Source organism: Paeniglutamicibacter sp. Y32M11 (assembly GCF_019285735.1).
Classification (GTDB): Bacteria; Actinomycetota; Actinomycetes; order Actinomycetales; family Micrococcaceae; genus Paeniglutamicibacter.
Genome location: NZ_CP079107.1, coordinates 2,634,953 through 2,651,920 on the forward strand (window position 1 = coordinate 2,634,953; position 16,968 = coordinate 2,651,920).

12 protein-coding genes are annotated in these 16,968 nt (G+C 60.3%); 6 read left to right on the forward strand and 6 right to left on the reverse strand.

What is annotated here, in order from left to right:
* Positions 1-3: 3 nt before the first annotated feature.
* Positions 4-969 carry an NAD(+) diphosphatase gene (gene nudC, locus KUF55_RS11565; protein ID WP_218816730.1) on the reverse strand — a complete coding sequence of 322 codons (966 nt, stop codon included), beginning with the start codon at positions 967-969 and terminating at the stop codon, positions 4-6.
* A 119-nt stretch (positions 970-1,088) separates the two neighbouring features.
* Between nudC and KUF55_RS11570 the strand changes: the two genes are divergently transcribed.
* Positions 1,089-2,498 carry a macrolide 2'-phosphotransferase gene (locus KUF55_RS11570; RefSeq protein ID WP_370630912.1) on the forward strand — a complete coding sequence of 470 codons (1,410 nt, stop codon included), beginning with the start codon at positions 1,089-1,091 and terminating at the stop codon, positions 2,496-2,498.
* 70 nt (positions 2,499-2,568) lie between these two features.
* Here KUF55_RS11570 and KUF55_RS11575 read toward each other — a convergent pair whose 3' ends face one another.
* From KUF55_RS11575 to KUF55_RS11585, 3 genes are read right to left on the reverse strand one after another with little or no spacing between them, the layout of a single operon-like run.
* Complete coding sequence (locus tag KUF55_RS11575) at positions 2,569-6,024, reverse strand: ATP-dependent DNA helicase (RefSeq protein WP_218818770.1); 3,456 nt, start codon at positions 6,022-6,024, stop codon at positions 2,569-2,571.
* A 26-nt stretch (positions 6,025-6,050) separates the two neighbouring features.
* Complete coding sequence (locus tag KUF55_RS11580) at positions 6,051-9,416, reverse strand: ATP-dependent DNA helicase (RefSeq protein WP_255556999.1); 3,366 nt, start codon at positions 9,414-9,416, stop codon at positions 6,051-6,053.
* An 8-nt stretch (positions 9,417-9,424) separates the two neighbouring features.
* Complete coding sequence (locus tag KUF55_RS11585; protein ID WP_255557000.1) at positions 9,425-9,856, reverse strand: MGMT family protein; 432 nt, start codon at positions 9,854-9,856, stop codon at positions 9,425-9,427.
* Positions 9,857-9,975: 119 nt separating this feature from the next.
* On the opposite strand from KUF55_RS11585, the gene KUF55_RS11590 reads away from it, so the two are divergent.
* The 5 genes from KUF55_RS11590 to KUF55_RS11610 all read left to right on the forward strand — a co-directional run bounded on the left by KUF55_RS11590 (position 9,976) and on the right by KUF55_RS11610 (position 14,569).
* Complete coding sequence (locus KUF55_RS11590) at positions 9,976-10,656, forward strand: 3'-5' exonuclease (protein WP_218816732.1); 681 nt, start codon at positions 9,976-9,978, stop codon at positions 10,654-10,656.
* 406 nt (positions 10,657-11,062) lie between these two features.
* Positions 11,063-12,055, forward strand: coding sequence for a methionine ABC transporter ATP-binding protein (locus KUF55_RS11595; protein WP_132358432.1), 993 nt, complete (start codon positions 11,063-11,065; stop codon positions 12,053-12,055).
* Between the two features lie 2 nt (positions 12,056-12,057).
* Entirely contained in the window at positions 12,058-12,738 is a 681-nt protein-coding gene (locus KUF55_RS11600) for a methionine ABC transporter permease (protein WP_255557001.1), read from the forward strand.
* A 133-nt stretch (positions 12,739-12,871) separates the two neighbouring features.
* Complete coding sequence (locus KUF55_RS11605; protein WP_218816733.1) at positions 12,872-13,723, forward strand: MetQ/NlpA family ABC transporter substrate-binding protein; 852 nt, start codon at positions 12,872-12,874, stop codon at positions 13,721-13,723.
* Between the two features lie 270 nt (positions 13,724-13,993).
* The gene (locus tag KUF55_RS11610; protein WP_132358436.1) at positions 13,994-14,569 is read left to right on the forward strand and encodes a MarR family winged helix-turn-helix transcriptional regulator; all 576 of its coding nucleotides are present in this window, start codon (positions 13,994-13,996) and stop codon (positions 14,567-14,569) included.
* 13 nt (positions 14,570-14,582) lie between these two features.
* On the opposite strand, the gene KUF55_RS11615 is transcribed toward KUF55_RS11610, so the two are convergent.
* Both KUF55_RS11615 and KUF55_RS11620 read right to left on the reverse strand, forming a co-directional pair.
* Complete coding sequence (locus KUF55_RS11615) at positions 14,583-16,058, reverse strand: SDR family oxidoreductase (RefSeq protein WP_132358438.1); 1,476 nt, start codon at positions 16,056-16,058, stop codon at positions 14,583-14,585.
* Positions 16,055-16,864 (reverse strand): tryptophan-rich sensory protein, encoded by an 810-nt coding sequence (locus KUF55_RS11620; RefSeq protein ID WP_218816734.1) that lies wholly within the window; start codon positions 16,862-16,864, stop codon positions 16,055-16,057. The genes KUF55_RS11615 and KUF55_RS11620 overlap by 4 nt, the downstream gene beginning before the upstream one ends.
* Between the last annotated feature and the right edge of the window lie 104 nt (positions 16,865-16,968).

Here is a 16,968-nt window from a genome sequence, read left to right on the forward strand (position 1 = left end):
GTCCTAGTTTTCCAAGTGTTCGGGCTGGGGCAATACGCCACCAAACCAATTTTCGATCAGGGCGCTGGCGATGGAGACACCGGCTGGCACACCAATCTCGCCGGTGCGAACGGCATCGGCCAATTCCTCACGCGTGAACCAGCGCAGGTCGATGATTTCCTCCCCATCGGGGAACAACTCGGTACCGGTGGCGACCGCGGTGAATCCGAGCATCAGTGAACGCGGGAACGGCCACGGTTGGGATCCCATGTACCGCGGATCCTTCACGATAACACCGGATTCTTCGGCGACTTCGCGGATGACCGCCGCCTCCAGGGACTCCCCCGGGTCAACAAATCCGGCAAGGGTGGAGAATCGAGTCCCACCCCACGCCTTGTTGGCACCCAAAAGTAGGCGGTCCGCATCGTCGGTGATGGCAACGATGATGGCAGGATCGGTGCGTGGGAAGTGTTCTCGCCCCTCCGCCGCGCAGAATTTGACCCATCCGGAGGCACGAAGCGTCAGCGGGCCACCGCATCCCGCGCAGAAGTTTGTTGCATGATTCCAGTTGGCAATCGCTACTGCCTCAACAAACAGGCCGGCATCTCGAGCACCTAACCCGGCTGCTACATCGCGCAGGCCCAGCCATTGACCCGGGTGCAGTTCATTAGAACTCTCGGGTGCCGCCCACGCAGCGGGGGTCTGCTCGAAACTGTGCAATACGATCTCGGTTGAGCCATCAAACCCCAGATATATCTCTGTGCCACCTTCGGGCAGATCCGCTGCGAGCATCAGCACCAGTTCACCGTCAAGTACCCGGGCGCGACCACCAATCATCACGAGGTAGCGAGTGGCTTCGGCGGCACGCAGCGAATCGAGCCAGTCATCTTGGGCACGGCTTTCGCTACGCCGGTCGCTGGTGGCGCGGGCTAGGGGCAAGGCGCCGAGAGCCGGGAAGCTGGTCACTGGTTGCAGCACGGAATCACTCATGGAATCAACCGTACTGAGCTTGGGGCCCCAACACCTACTCCCGGGTCCGCGTTGTGGCTATCGGCGCATAAATCGGTTCTCGGTTCCTGTACTTCCTCTGGGGTGTTGGTGCCCCACTCGTGAGCGATTTAGTAGCGAAAGACGCGACTCGCCGCCGCCCGAAGGCGACGGCCCGGCTGACTCGGTCTACGGTGGATGATGTGAAACGCTCTCCCATGGAACTCGCTGCCATCGCCACCGCCGCGGTACCCGGCTTGGCCCCCACGGGCGTGGCCACGCTGCCGGACGACGGCAACGACTTCGACTCAGTGCTCATTGTTGACGCGGCTAAAAATCGCTGGCGGGTGCGCTCCCCGCGCCACGAAGAAGCCAGCATGCGCCTTGAATCTGAGCTGGCGGCGCTGCGTGCCTTTTCCGCTGGCATCCGTGCCTCGCTCCCCTTCCAGCTACCCTCGGTCGCCGGTACCGTGCGGCAGGGTCCACTGCGCACCTTCGTTTATAACTACCTGCCCGGTCGGCAGTACTCCCTTGAAGACCTGGTCTCCCTGGGCTCGCGCTGCGCCCGTGACCTAGGTATCGTGATGGCCGCCATCCACTCGATGCCAGATTCGGCGATCGATCGTGCGGACCTACCCGCGTACACCGCCGAACAGGTACGCCAACGTCGGCTTAATGAACTGGATGCGGCGGCAACCACCGGCATGATTCCCTCCCGCCTGCTGCGACGTTGGGAACATGCGCTAGAAGATGTGGCCCTCTGGCGCTTTAATGCCACGGTCATCCACGGCGACCTGCACGAAGATCAACTTCTGGTGCAAGATGCCAAGGTGGTTGCGGTGAATGGCTGGACCGATCTTCAGGTCGGGGACCCCGCCGATGACTTTGCCTGGTTGGCCGCCGTGCACGAGCAGTCCTTCGCCGATGCAACGTTCGAAAGCTACATTTCGGTACGCGGTGACCGTGCCGATCCGCACATCATGCGCCGGGCTTCCTTGGCCGCCGAATTTGCACTGGCGCAGTGGCTAGTTAAGGCCATCGCTGGCGGCGACGCGCAACGCATTGCCGAGGCGAAACTGATGCTCGAGGAACTGGATTCGGACATCGCAGAATACGGTGGACAACCCATTTCTGTGGTCGAACCACCGCGTGCCCAGCGTGCTGGCAACGAAGAGGACAGGCAGCCCGTCCCGGTCTCCGCAATCAGGTCCGTGGGCTCAGCGGATGCAGGGTCAGCGGCCGACGTTGACCGGGACGAATCGGATGCGAACGACGGAGAGGTCTCGTCGGTCGAACCGGCCACCTCGGCCATGAGAATCGTTCCGGTTCCGGTGCAGGCCATCGCGTCAAACCCGGCAAAGCCGTCAACGCCGCCGCAGCCCGTGGCAGCGCCGGCCAAGCCCTCCAACGAGCCGCGCCCCATGGTGAAGGTTGACTCCGACTCCTCGAAAACGGAAAAGGATACGGCGGGTGCCAAAGCCATCGAGCCCGAAACCAACGCGATCCCCATTCAGAAATTGGATCCGAAGTAACTACAGTTAACTGCCCAATCTGTGAAGAGGCGCCAACCCCACGGGGATGGCGCCTCTTCGCTGCGTTGACCTAAGAGTCGCTGCGTGGTGCTCGCTGCAATTCAGCCATGGACTCGGTGATCAGGGCCTCAAGCTCGGCCTCCGCTGCCAGATCATGCGGCCTGATGGTGATGCCCGAACCCACGTAGTAGAACGCCGCACGCACCTGCGAAACGTCGATTCCGCGCAATCTTGCCCAACCCAACCGGTACACCGCCAGCTGCAGCGCCTTGATGCGCAGTTCTTCGCCCCGTGGCACCCGCCCGGTTTTCCAATCCACCAACAGCCAAGCGCCGTCGGCCTCTTGGAAGATTGCGTCGATGCGCCCGCGCACCGACACCGGACCGATCCGCGTTTCGATGGCAGCCTCCACATAGGCTGGCTGTCGATCGGCCCATTCGGAGGCCAAGAAGGAGTTCTTCATGTCCTCCAGATCAAGAGCATCATCGATATAGGCATCCGCGGCTTCCATGTACTCGCCAAGATCCAGCATTCCGGTGGAGTCAAAGTACTCCTCCAGCCATGCGTGGAAGGCTGTGCCACGGCGAGCGGCGGTGCCGGGACGGCGCGGGATGGGACGACGCAACTCTGCCAGCACGGTTTTTGCGTCGGTGGCCAGGTCCACAAACACCGAGGCTCGCACATGCTTGGGAATGCCGACGGTACGTTCCTCGGCAGCTTCCTGCTCGCGGCGGGCCAGCAGTAGCTCGGCCTCCTTGAACCAGTTCTTGCCCGTGGGTGTATTCCACGCAGCGGTTTCCGCCGAGTCGTTCTCCTCCGGCACGGGAGGCGCAGCCCGTGCGACTCGATCCGCGGCGGTGAGCACCGCTTCGGCAGCGGCCTCCAATTTGGCTCGGCGCCCCGGTGGGCGTGGGCGCAACACACCTCCGCCGGTAATCGAGGGGCCTTCCAACGGGTCGTAGGGCCACCGAGCCTCCAACGGTTGTTCACGGAACGGGTTAGCCTCCGGCGCATCCTCATCGTCAACCCACTCTGCCACGAGGGCAGCGGGCTTTTCCCCCTCGCTCAGTGGGCGCATATCCAGCAGGAAACTCGAGGCGTCGGTGAGTTTGGTGCGCGTTCCGGTCCAGGCCGTCGCCGAACAGATCAACAAGGATTTAGCTCGGGTCAGTGCGACATAGGCAAGTCGCCGTTCCTCCAGCTCGGCATGATTCAACACCTCGGATTTGAACATGGCCTCGGCCTTCACCACGTCGAAAAGGCATTCTTGGTCGGTGTCCCATTGCGGCAAATCATGTTTGTCGCCACGCAGTGGCCAGGGAAGAGCGGAGTCGCCGCTGGTCCAGCGCGAGTCATTAGCGCTGGGGAAGATGCCTTCATTCATGCCCGTCACGGCAACCACGTCCCATTCCAGACCCTTGGAAGCATGGATCGTGAGCAATTGCACGGCATCGGGGTTTGATTCCCCGGGGACAATTGCTAAGCCGCCCTCCTTCTCGGCCGCTGCCTCCAACCAGGTCAGGAAACCGGCAAGGTCCACCCGGGTGGACGAGCTCGAATAGTCCTGGGCGATGTCGGCAAAGGCATCAAGATGACGTCGCGCCTCGTGAATTCCCACACCTGGCTTCGCTGCAACCTCGATATCCAGGCCCATGGCCCGTTCCGTCTCGCGCAGCAGGGTTTCGAGGTCATCGTCGACAAAGCCTCGTAGATACCGCAGCTCATCACGCAGTTTTGTCAGGCGAGCCAGGGCTGTGGCGCCCAATGATCGACCATCGCCCGATACCCAGTCGGGATGTGGAAGGTAATCGAGGGCTTCGATGAGGCTCGCCGCGTCATTAAGTTCGGCTCTGGCCTCGGCGCGGGTGAGTTCCTCGGCGCTTTCACTGGCCTCAAGGTCCTCTTTTCCGCCATCCTTGAGCGCAAATTCTCGGCGCCTCGCCAGGAAGCGCGACCAGTCGGCAAAGGCCATGAGGTCCGCTGGTCCGATGCGCCATCGGGCGCCGGCGAGGAGCCTCAGCAGATGATCGGAGCGGTTGGGGTCAACCAGTACATTCAGCGTGGCTACGATGTCGCTGACCTCGGGCATGCTCAGCAATCCGCCGAGACCTAGGATTTCATAGGGAATTCCCGCGTCCTCCAGCCCCCGCGAAATCGGAGTCAACTGCGAACGGGTGCGACAAAGTACGGCCATGGAGGGGTTACGCCCGTGGGCGCTGGCAAATGACGCGCGTTCGATGATGAATCGAGCTGCGAGTGCTGCCGCCTCTTGCCCACCGGTGGCATATCTAGCCAATTCCACCCGCCCTTCCCCGGCGAAAGCGCTGGGTTTAAGTGCGGGGACGGAGATGCCGGCGGGTGCCACGGAATTCAACCGTGCGGAGACGGCGTTGGCGGCGGAAAGGACGTTTTTAGAGTTGCGCCATGCGGTACTCAAATAGGCGACGGACGCAGGACGCAGTTCACTGCTTGCCCCGTCTTGCGGTGCTACCCGGGCAGGGAATTCGGTTGGGAAGCGGAAGAGCTGACCGGCGGATGCGCCACGGAAACCGTAGATGGACTGATTCGGGTCACCCACCGCGGTGAGCGCATGCCCTTCGCCGAAGATGCATGAGAAGAGCACCATCTGCGCGTGGGAGGTGTCCTGGAATTCATCGAGTAGCACGACCTTAAAGCGGGCCCGCTCGCTGTGTGCCGCCTCCGGGATTTCCCGGGCAATACGAGCGGCCAGCGCCACCAGATCCCCATAGTCCAAGGCGCCACGTGCCGCTTTGGCATGAGCGTAGTCAAGGGCAAGTTCGGCGATGGTGGCTCGCGTTCGCAACTTATCTAACAGTTTGCGGGCCTCCACGGAGGGGGCTGCCGGCTTATCGATCCGATACGGCAGGGACTCAAGTTGTCCCACCAGCTCGTCGATCCAGGCCTTTGCTTCCTCGGGGGCGACGAGGTGCTCAGCGCATTCCCCCGCGAAGGTCACCACGGCATCGATCAACGTGTTTTTGGAGGACGCCAGATGCTCATAGTCGCCCGTGTAACCCTCGACCACTGCCGCTGCTACCTGCCAGGCCTGAGCGGTTCCCAGCAACGCGGTGTCGGACTCGACGCCGATGCGCAGCCCGTGCTCCTTGACCAGCGTGTTGGCATAGGAATGGTAGGTGGAAACGGAGGGATCCAGCAGGCCTTCGGCTTCGAGTTCTAGCAGGCCAGAACGTGCCAACTTCTCCAACTGACCGCGGATACGTTGGGCAAGTTCGCCGGCCGCCTTGCGGGTGAACGTCACGCCAAGAATTTCCTCAGGGCGCACTTTTTTGTTGGCCACCAGCCAGATGACCCGATCGGCCATGGTGGCAGTCTTTCCCGATCCAGCGCCAGCAATAACCAGCAGTGGTTCAAGTGGGGAGGAGATGATGGCCGACTGTTCCGGGGTGGGCTGATGCTGTCCGAGGATCTCGGAGAGCTCCTCGGGAGAATAGATACGCCCTTCCGGTTCCACGGTGGCCTGGCCACCGGCAACGTCCTCATGCACAGATTCGGATGGGATTTGTGTGCGGCTCACGGCTCGGTGACCTGCCTTCCTTCGGAACACAATGGACAGATACCCGGCAAGCGGCAGTTACTCCCGCTGCGACCACCTCGGGCGGGGTCATGGCGGGAGAGGAAATCGGCGTCACCCATCAATGCTGCGGCTGCCAGCACCATGGGTGTGGCCCAATCAGTCTCGGTGATGGCGGGTTGGGCCTGTTCCCGCGGGGACTTGGTGGTGGTGCCCAATTGCACCAGCGAGGCACCTGCCGGCACTCGAGTGAGTTCCACCGGTGTTTTTCCGGCGAGCGCACCATTGATGATGGCCGCTTGATAGGCGCCCAGTTGCGGGTGCTTCTCCACGTCCTTGCCGCTGGGCTGAGATTTGCCGGTCTTCAGGTCAACAACCCACGGATTGCCCGCTTCGTCTGCCTCAACGCGGTCAACCACACCGCGCAGCAGTGCATCACGAGGCTCGACCGCTCCTGATTCCGCGTCGGCGGTCGCGGCGGGAATGATGATCTCGAAGGAGATCTCGCGGCCGATCAGGGTGCGATGCTCGGTACGCATCATGACGTTGTATTGGGCCAGCTTTTTGAGCATGTCTTCGGCGCGTTCACGATCCCGTGCCCCCTCCCAGTTGCTCGGCATTTCCAGTTCGGCCCAGCGCTGCTCTAGGACTTCCAGATATTCGCCGCCGCTGGCTTCGGGGTGTTCCTCGGCGATTGAGTGCACCAGGGTACCCAGGGAACGGGCAAAGTCGGTGGCAGCTTCTCCCCCGGCGGCTTGGACAAACCAGTTCAGCGGTGAGTTCATCACCGATTCAACCTTGGAGGGTGAGACCTTCACTGGTTCCCCGGTCGGTACTACCGGCCCGGTAGAGGTGATCTCCGCCAAGCCCCACCAGCTGCCGGGATGCGCGCCACGGATCGGACGCGATGCGGCAGCCAGGGTGCCAAGTACCTCCGTGGCGTCGCTGTGCAAAGGTTCACGTGATTCGTCGAGGGCCGTGGCCTCGGCGGCTTGGCGCAATTCGGCAACCAGTGCTCCGAGGGTGCGTGGTCGCGGAACAAAGACGGGGCTGCGGCCGGTAACAGCGCCCCGCGGGTCAACGATGTCGAGGAAGGACGAGGGTTGAGTGTCTTCGGAGGCCACCGCGATGGCGATGACTTTGGATTTCGCGCGAGAAATCGCATTCGCGAAGGTGCGTAACTCATCTGCGCGCGTCTCGCGGATGAGCGAGGCGATATTGCGGGTGGGGAGAATTTCCGGGCCGTGTTCAATCACATCACTCAGTGCGCCACCTCCGAGCAATTCACCACGCAGTTTGGTATTGGGCCAGATCCCTTCCTGCATCCCGGGTACCAATACCAATTCCCATTCGAGCCCTGCCGCTGCTGCGGTGGTGAGCACCTGGACGGAGGCAGTACTTCCGCCTCGATTGGCCAGAGTATCCATGGGCAGTTCTTGCCCCAACACGTGCTCAACAAATTGGGCGACGGAGGAACCGGGCAACTGATCAACAAAGCGTTCGGCGGATTGGAAGATTGCCAGCATGGCGTCAAGATCGTGGTCGGCCCGAGTACCGAGGATGCCGCCCTCCAGTGCCGCTGCACTCCACTTCTCGGCCATTCCACTGGCCGCCCATAACGCCCAAAGCGCTGTTTCGGCGTTCATGTTCCCACTACCAAGCTCGGCGAGAAGTGCTTGGTACATCCGTGCCAGGCGTCGGGCTCCTGCCGCTGCGCGACCCATGGTCCCCAAAAGTTCCAGCTGATCGAGCATCCCGGTGAGCAACTCGGCACTTGAGCGATTGCCGCCGTTGGCGACTTCGTGACGGCGTAATCCTTGGCGCAGCCGACGCACGTCCAACGCCGACGCGTTGGCATAGCGCGACATTAAGAGTTCTTGAAGCAGTAAAGGATCCTGTTGGGCCTCGGGGGCCAAGGCCAATTGCATCAGGTCAAGTAGCGGGCGAACCGCTGGTTCTTCCCGCAAGGGCGTTTCGGCGGGCGGGGTATTTACCGCAATGCCGGCGCCAGCAAGGTACTTGGACATGGATCGTACCTGGGAGCCATTGCGCAGAATTACGGCCATGGAATCTAGCGGGCGGTGGTGGATCAGGTGTTCTTCGAGTAGGCGCTGGGCCACGAGGCGTTGTTCGTGGATGGGCGAATCAACCAGCAGAACTTCAAGGCTGCCCGGGGGCGATGTTTGAAGCGGTGTCTCAGCTGCAGCGTTATCCGCGTCTGGCCCATTTTCGGCATCGTCCCCGAGTTCTGGGCTCGAAGTCTGAACTTCGCCGTCCGCATCGCTGACGCTGGTGGCCTCCGGGAAGGAGAGGATCCTGCCCGCAACGCCAGCTGCCACGGGAATGCGACGAGCGACCTGTCCCCATGCGATGGCCAGTTCGGCATCGAGGCGGTGGGAAGTCTGCAATTCCATGACGTGGGCCGGGTGCGCTTCGGTACCTAAGCGCGTCTCGAATTCTCCGAGCATGTCCGGCCGAGCACCACGGAAGCCTTGAACGACATTATCTGGCACGGCGAAGGCCATCAGGTCACGTCCCCGGGCAAGCAGCGCGAGCAAACGATGCTGGGCAGGATTGGCTTCCTGAAGGTCATCGACCATGACTAGCTGGAGGCGCTCGTGTTCCGCGTTGTGGAACTCTGGGTTGTCTTCCAGGATGTTTGCCGCCGCGGCCAAAAGCCCTGCTGGATCGAAGGCCTCGGCGCTACCCAAGTCCAAAAGGTCCCGATATTCCTGATAGAACTGGGCTGCGGCGACCCATTCGGGACGCTTAAGATTCTCCCCTAGGTCCTGAAGCGCGCCGGCCTCAAGTCCGTGTTCGGAGATCCGGTCAAAAAGTTCTCGCAATTCCTTGCGGAAACCACGGGTACCAATGGCTTCGCCCAGCGATTCGGGCCATAACGGGCCGGGTGTGATGCCCTGGGCATGGCCCTGAAGTAGATGTCCGATCAAGGTGTCCTGTTCGGGACCGGACAGCAGCCGGGGAGGCCGCTGCAGCTCCGGTAGAAGTCCGTCCAACCGCGCCCTGCGGATCAGGTCAAAGGCATATGCCGACCAAGTGCGTACCGTGGGTTCTGAAAAGGTCTTGTCGGTACCGGCCGAGAGGTCATCTCGCAGAAGCGCAGCTGCGGCACGTGTCGGAGAAAGCACCAGCACCCGCTGCGGGTCAAGCCCTGCGGCTAGACGGGTGGTCAACACCCGTAGCAACGTCGACGTCTTTCCGGTTCCCGGGCCTCCCAACACCAGCACGGGCCCATGACCGGGCGTAAGCTCCAGTAGTGCCCGTTGCGCCGAGTCTGCGGGCGAGGCCTTCTCTGAACCCAGCTGTTCCGCGGGTGTCGGATTGGCTGCGTTGGTGGTGTCCATGTTCTCCATCAGATCATTCGAGGGTGACGATTTGGCATCGGCAGTAATTCGGCGATGCCGTCGATGAGAGTGTGCTCCGCGTCGGTGGGCTCCCAGCGGGCCACATTCATTCGCACCCGCGTCGGCGTTCTGGGTGTGCCCTCGCGTTCCCAATGGGTTTCGGCGAGCGGTTGCAAATCACTTGGCAGGGTTCCGTTGGAGCGGATGACCCGCCACCAGGTGGCGTTGGAGTCGCCCCTACCCATGGCCTTGCCGACTTGTCGAGCTCCACCGATGCCGAGCAATTCGGCAATGTCTCCATAGGCCAGCACCTTGCCGCAAGGTATTAACGCAACGACGGCGAACACTGCCTCGTCATAATCGAGACCCACGGCGGAGCCCGATGCACCATCTTCGGCGATCTCTGCGCCGGGATGACTCGAATCACTGCCTCGATCCACTCTCGCTCCTCGTTCGTGATGGTTCCGCAGCCTCTATTATCGGCTGCACCCCTCGCTCTTCTTCCACCACCGCGCTGCGATGGGACAAAGTGTCGTCGATTCCCGGTAGCGTTGTTTCCATGACTTCATGGCATAACCTTCCCCGCGCCGCCTTCGACCTGGAAACCACTGGTCGAGATCCACATGAGGCTCGCATCGTGACCGCGTCTATCGTCGTGGTTAATGGGCGATCAGAAATCTTGCACACCAAGGAATGGCTGGTCAACCCCGGCATTGCTATTCCTATCGAGGCTTCAGAAATTCACGGCATCACCACCGCCAAGGCGCAAGCCGAGGGCGTTGACGCTGCGACTGCTGTCGCTGAAATCTCTGCTTATCTGGCAGATCTATTCCAAACCATGCCGGTGATGGCGTTTAACGCCGCCTACGACTTCACCGTGCTTCAGGCCGAGGCGAATCGTTACTCCTTGGAGCATCTCAATCCGACCCCGGTTATCGACCCGTACATCGTTGACAAGCAGGTCGATAAGTACCGCCGCGGAAAGCGCACCCTCTCGGTGATGAGCGACTTCTACGGCGTTCAGCTGCTCAACGCACACACGTCAGCGGCGGACGCTGCCGCGACCATCGGTATTGCCGACGCGCAGGCAGCCAAATACCCGCAGCTTCAGATTGATCCCACAGAACTGCATGCAGCCCAGATTGGGTGGGCGGCAGAACAAGCTGCCAGTCTCCAGGAGTTCTTCCGTCGCAAGAACCCAGAAACTGTGGTCGATGGACAGTGGCCGGTCAAACGCTAATCCGCTGACCTCGCCGTCGAAGGCGCCGATTCCCGAGGGAGCGGCGCCTTCGACGTTTCCGGTTGATTGCAAGGCACGACGGCTCGGCTCAACAGATCGAGCGCAAGCCGTAGCTGGAGTCCGCTGTGCCGACAAATGATGCAAAGATGACGCAATATTTTACGTTTTATTGCTCGCGTGAGAGGGTTCACCCTACGTTCGGGTAACCAGCCCCGCGATTTTTCCGTCGCCAGACGTTGATTTCTTCGAAAAACCCGTCTAATTCGCATAGATTCAACAACGAACTACTTCGCGGCGATCATCCATTGCAAAAAATCGACCAATGATGCGCGATTGCGCCGCATTCGTTCGATAGTGGTTGAATGTTCAGTACCCCTTTTCCTTTTGATTGCTAAGGACACCCCTTTTGATCACAGTCACCGACCTGCGCAAGGTCTACCAGCAGGGCGACCGCACGGTCGTTGCCCTTGATGGTGTTTCCTTACACGTTGAAGCCGGCCAAATTCACGGCATTATCGGCCATTCGGGTGCAGGAAAATCGACACTCGTTCGGTGCCTGACGCTGCTCGATCGCCCCACTTCTGGGTCAGTTGCTGTGAACAACAAGGAACTCGCCAACGTGTCGGATACGGATTTGCGCACGGCGAGACGACGCATCGGCATGGTCTTCCAGCACGCGAACCTCATGGATTCACGCACCACAGCTCAAAACGTGGCATTCCCGCTGGAATTGATCGGCACTCCCAAGGCAACGATCAACGAGAAAGTTTCCGCGCTTCTGGAACTTGTGGGCCTGACTAACTTTGCTGATGCGTACCCCTCGCAGCTTTCCGGCGGTCAGCGTCAGCGTGTGGGCATTGCCCGCGCCCTGTCCTCGGACCCCGACGTGCTGCTTTGCGACGAACCCACCAGCGCTCTGGACCCCAAGACCACCGACGAGATCCTTGCGCTAATCAAGTCGGTGCGTGACAGGTTGAACCTCACGGTGCTGATCATTACCCATGAGATGAATGTGGTGAAGCAGGCTTGTGATTCGGTTTCCCTGCTAGAAGCAGGACGCATCGTCGAGCACGGCGACATCGAAAAGGTGGTTGCCAACCCGGCCGGCCGACTTTCTCAGGCGTTGCTGCCCATGCCCGGGGATCTGCCCGCGCAGCTTCCAGCAGGCACGGTTCTAGACCTTCTGTACTCCGGGGCCAGCGCTGCCGAGCCAATCATCTCCTCGATCTCGCGCACCTTCAATCTTGACGTGAATGTGCTGGCAGGTTCGGTAGAGCACTTGGGTGAACACCAATTTGCGCATCTGCGCATTCAACTTCCCGAAGGATCAGACATCAACGCCATCACCGCACACCTGATCTCCAATGGTGTCGCAGTAACCCTGAAGGAGGCTAAGTAAACGTGGACTTCTTTAATGACTTGATGACCAATCCTGGTATCACCAAGGCCATGTGGCCGGCCTTTCTTGAGACGCTGCAAATGGTGGGCATCTCCGGACTTTTCACCGTTGTCGTCGGCTTGCCCCTAGGCATTTTGCTTCTGAACACCGCCCAGGGCGGCTTGACGCCAAACCGCGGGCTCAACGTATTGCTTTCGGGCATCATCGTTAATATCACGAGGTCTATCCCCTTCGCGATCCTCATGGTCTCGTTGATCCCTTTGGCCTCCGCGCTGGTGGGCACATCGTTGGGCCCCATAGCTGCGTCGGTTTCGCTGACCATCGGCACCATTCCATTCTTCGCTCGACTCGTGGAAACCGCGCTTCGCGATGTCTCCGCGGGCAAGATCGATGCCGCCTTGGTCATGGGTTCCACGCGCATGCAGGTGGTCCGAAAGGTCTTAGTCCCGGAAGCCATGCCTGGCATCGTTGCCGCAACGACCACCACCCTGGTGACCCTCATCGGGTACTCGGCCATGGCTGGCCTCGTTGGCGGTGGCGGTCTGGGACGACTTGCTTACAACTACGGTTTCCAGCGCTATGACGCCACCATCATGATCGTTACCATCGTGATCATTGTGTTGCTGGTTCAGATCGTTCAGGTTCTCGGCGACTGGTTCGCTCGCCTGGTAGACCACCGCTAAACAGGTCGGGGTGCCACCCCGACCTCCCAGAATTCCGGCGGTTCATCCCGCCGGCGCGCAGCCAGTAGCCGCTAGCTGCTTTTGTTATCCATTGTCACCGACACTGGATCTTGATGAAAAGGAAGCGCATCCCATGCGTAAGAAACTCGCACTTGCCCTGACTGGTGTCGCCACGCTATTCGCACTGACGGCTTGCGGCGGTGGCGCCGCCACTACCCCCAGCGCGGAAGCAACACTCGACCCGGCCAACCCGACCGTCGTCAAGGTCGGTTCCAGCCCGATTCCGCAGGCCAAGATCCTCCAGTACATTGATGACAACTTGGCCAAGGATGCTGGCATCGATCTGGAAATCACCGAGATTGATGACTACCTGACGCCGAATATCGCACTCGACGATAAGACCTTGGATGCAAATTACTTCCAGACCGAGGCCTACCTTGCAGACCAAGTCAAGTCCAAGGGCTACAAGTTCGAACACGGTAAGGGCATTCACGTTGAGCCGTTGACCGTCTTCTCCAAGACGTTCAAGGACATCGCCGATGTTACCGAGGGCTCCGTTGTCCTGTTGAACAACGACCCGGTTAACCAGCTGCGTGGCCTTCGTGTGCTGGAGTCCGCTGGCTTGCTCACCGGCCTCGAGGACACCGATTCGGCACTTCTCCTTGACGGCGATGATGTCAAGAATCCGAAGAAGCTCGTTTTCAAGGAAGTTAACTCCGAACAGGTTCCGAAGTTCTATGCCGAGGACAAGACCATCGGTTTGGCCGTGATCAACGGCAACTACATCATTCAGGCGAAGCTGAATCTGGACGAGGTTGTTGCTCAGGAGTCAGCCATCGATAACCCGAACGCCAACTTCCTCACCTGGCGCGAAGGTGAAGAGACTCCGGCTATCGCCAAGCTCGAAGAGCTGTTGCACTCGGACGAGGTCCGCGATTACATCAAGAAGACCTGGACCGACGGAAGCGTCATTCCTGCCTTCTAGTCAGCACTTTTCGGGCGTCATCTGGCGGCCCGACTACCTTTTCCGTTAGCGCGGATACAAAAACGCGGGTCGTTTCCCCTCACAGTTATTGAGGGCGGGGAAACGACCCGCGTTTTTGTGTCCCGGCGCGTAGCACCACTTCGGCAGCGTGGACGAAATCGCACTTCGGTGAGTCGTGGGGTAGCACCTTGGTGTCCTGAAATGCCTAAAAGCTGACGATTCCGCCGTACCATGGGTGAGCGATTATCAACTTTTTAGGTTTTGGACGGAATGGCAGCACTGGACAACGAGGAACTTCCCACGATCTACAACCTGGCTTCGAGCGACCCTCGAAGCGAGCTGATCGACAGGTCAACTGTGGGTGAAGAAGCGTTGCAACAGATCGAGCGGATCATGGCCGAAATGGGCCGACTGCGATCTGTTGAACGAAAGATCTCTCGAGCTTCCCAGCAGTACATGAAGCTTAACGAGACGGATATGCGAGCAATTCGCTTCTTGATATCGGCGAAGAATACCGGCGATATAGTAACGCCTAGCGCGTTGGCTAAGTACTTGAAGATAACCACCGCTTCGATGACAAAGATGATCGACAAGCTTGAAAGAGCGGGTCACGTGGTACGAACCGCTCACCCGACAGATCGCCGTTCGCTGTGCCTTGCGGTAACAGATCATACCCACATGGCCGCACGCGAGCAGGTCGGTCGCCACCATGCCTCCCGCTTTGGCGCAGCGGCAAGGCTGACGCCCGCCGAACGGGAGGTCGTTATCCGCTTCCTCTCCGAGACGGCGCAGGACATGGAATCAAGCATCAACTCCGTGGGCGAGAAACCGACTCCCAAGCCTTAGTCACCCACAGGGCTCAATCATCCTGAGGGTGCTGCTCGTTCTCCTGGGCAGCAATAGTGATGCGTCTAGCCATCGAGGAGAAGATGATTCCGTGGAACGGAAGAATCGCAGCCCAATAAAGTCGTCCGGCAAGACCCTTGGGGAAAAAGACCGCGCGTTGCCTGTAACGACTTCCCGTGCCGTGAGGTTCGACCGAAAGCTCCAGCCAGGCACGACCCGGAACTCTCATTTCCGCTCTCAAACGAAGCAGCCGATCGGGCACGATCTCCTCCACCCGCCACCAATCCAGCGCATCGCCCAAAGCGAGGCTTTGCCTGCTACGCCGTCCACGATTCAGCCCTGCTCCACCGACAAGTTTGTCCATCACACCGCGCAGCGCCCACGCTCCGGGCAGCGAATAATACCCGGTGTCCCCACCGATGCTCTGGATCACGCCAAAAACGGCTTCCGGCGAGGCGGCTGAATCGCGCTCACGCTCATCGGTATAAACGGTCTGCCCGGCCCACTGCGGATCGGAGGGCAGTGGCTCCGCCGGGGCCGCGAGCGCGTGGGCCGTACTCCAAGTGGTTTCAACAGTGTCATTGCGCATCTTGGCCAACGCCAATTCCACCGATCGTTGATAGCCGGTGAGCCCCAGTGGCGGGCGTTTGATGATCAAATCAATGTCGCGATTGCGCATCACGCAATCGTGCTGGAGTGATTCAACCAGTGGAACGGCGAGAACGCGTGGAATGGGAGTGACCAGGTTGACCCATTGCGCCGCCAACCACGGTGTCAACACGGGAAGCGCCAAAATCACCGGCCGGCGCAGCTGTGCTGCATCGGCATAAAGGCGCATCATCTCGGCATAGCTATGGGCCTCGGGGCCGCCGATGTCGTAGGTGCCGGAAATCTCCGGCGCTAAGTCAGCACACTGACTCAAGTAGTACAGTGCGTCGCGAATAGCAATGGGTTGTACCTTGTTCAGTACCCAGCGTGGAGCGGGCATCACCGGCAACACGTCGGTGAGGTGCCTGACCATTTCAAAACTGGCAGAACCGGATCCGATGATCACCCCCGCCTGCAGCGTGAGGGTTGAAATTCCACTGGCTTCGAGGATTCGGCCCACGGTGACCCGTGAGGAAAGATGTCGACTCAGATCACCTTCGGGGTGTAACCCGGAGAGATATACCAGTCGTGAGATGCCTTGGGTTTGCGCCGCCTTCACCAGCGTGCTGGCGCAGCGTTCCTCAATGGGCGCGAAGTTTTTGCTCCCGCTCATGGAATGCACCAGGTAGTACAGCACCGTGGCTCCCTCGCACAGTTCCTCCGTGGCTTTCAGATCGGTGAGGTCTCCCTCGACGATATGTACCTGCTCGCTCCACGGGACATCGCGGAGGGCATTTTTCCGGCGTGTGAGCACTCGGACACTGTGACCCTGTTCCAGGAGCAGGGGCACCAACCGTCCGCCGATGTACCCGGTGGCGCCGGTAACGGCGATGACGCTCATAGCGTCGCTCCTTCCATGCGGTACTTAGCTATCCGTTTTACGCCTGCCACCACAACCAAGAGCAATAGTGCGGCGGCTGCGCCAAATGCCGTCATCGCGACGGCGGGAGACTCAAGTCCCCCATCACTGCGTCCAATGCCGATCCACGCGATGCCCCAGGTCATGGCCAGTGCCGTGGCGACCCTACCGCGCGAGAAGAGCACCGTCATCGCGCCGATCAAGGCCGCAACAACCACCAGAACACAGGCCAACGCGGGGGCCCAGGCTGCCTGGTTTCCTACCCCCATGGAGGAAAGCCACGCCGCGATATTCGCGATGGTCGCCACGCTCACCCATCCGAGGTAGGGACCGAAGGTGATGGCCATGAGCCAGAGTTCGAATCTCGATTGTTGCGGGCTAAGCATGCGCCTGAACATCTCGATGAGAACCACCAGAAGAACCACAATCACCACAACGCTTAGCGCCAAGAAGCCCAGTTGCACGGTGAAAATCCACAATGCGTTGAGGATTGCCGAGGCGGCTGCCAGCGGACGGATCCGTGTTTGGGTGGGGCTCATGCTGGCTCGCGGGGTCATCTGCCAGATGGCGTAGACCACCAGGGCGGTATAGATGAAGCTCCAGATGGCAAATGCACCGGTGCCCGGGGCCAGCAGAGTGGCATCTGCACCGAGCCTGCCATCGGCCGCTTCTGCTATCGGTGTACCTCCGAGAGCACCGCTGCCGATAAAGGCACCAAGGGCTGCAATGAGTATGGATAGTGCACAAACGATTCGGATGGACAGTGAAGCTTTTTTGGTTTCTTGCATCGCAGGTTCTCCTTCGTCGGGTGGTTCCTGCCGAATTGGGACGCCACACCGGATCAACACTAACTTGCTCAATGATCTTATAGCTAGTTAGGCTAGCAATTATC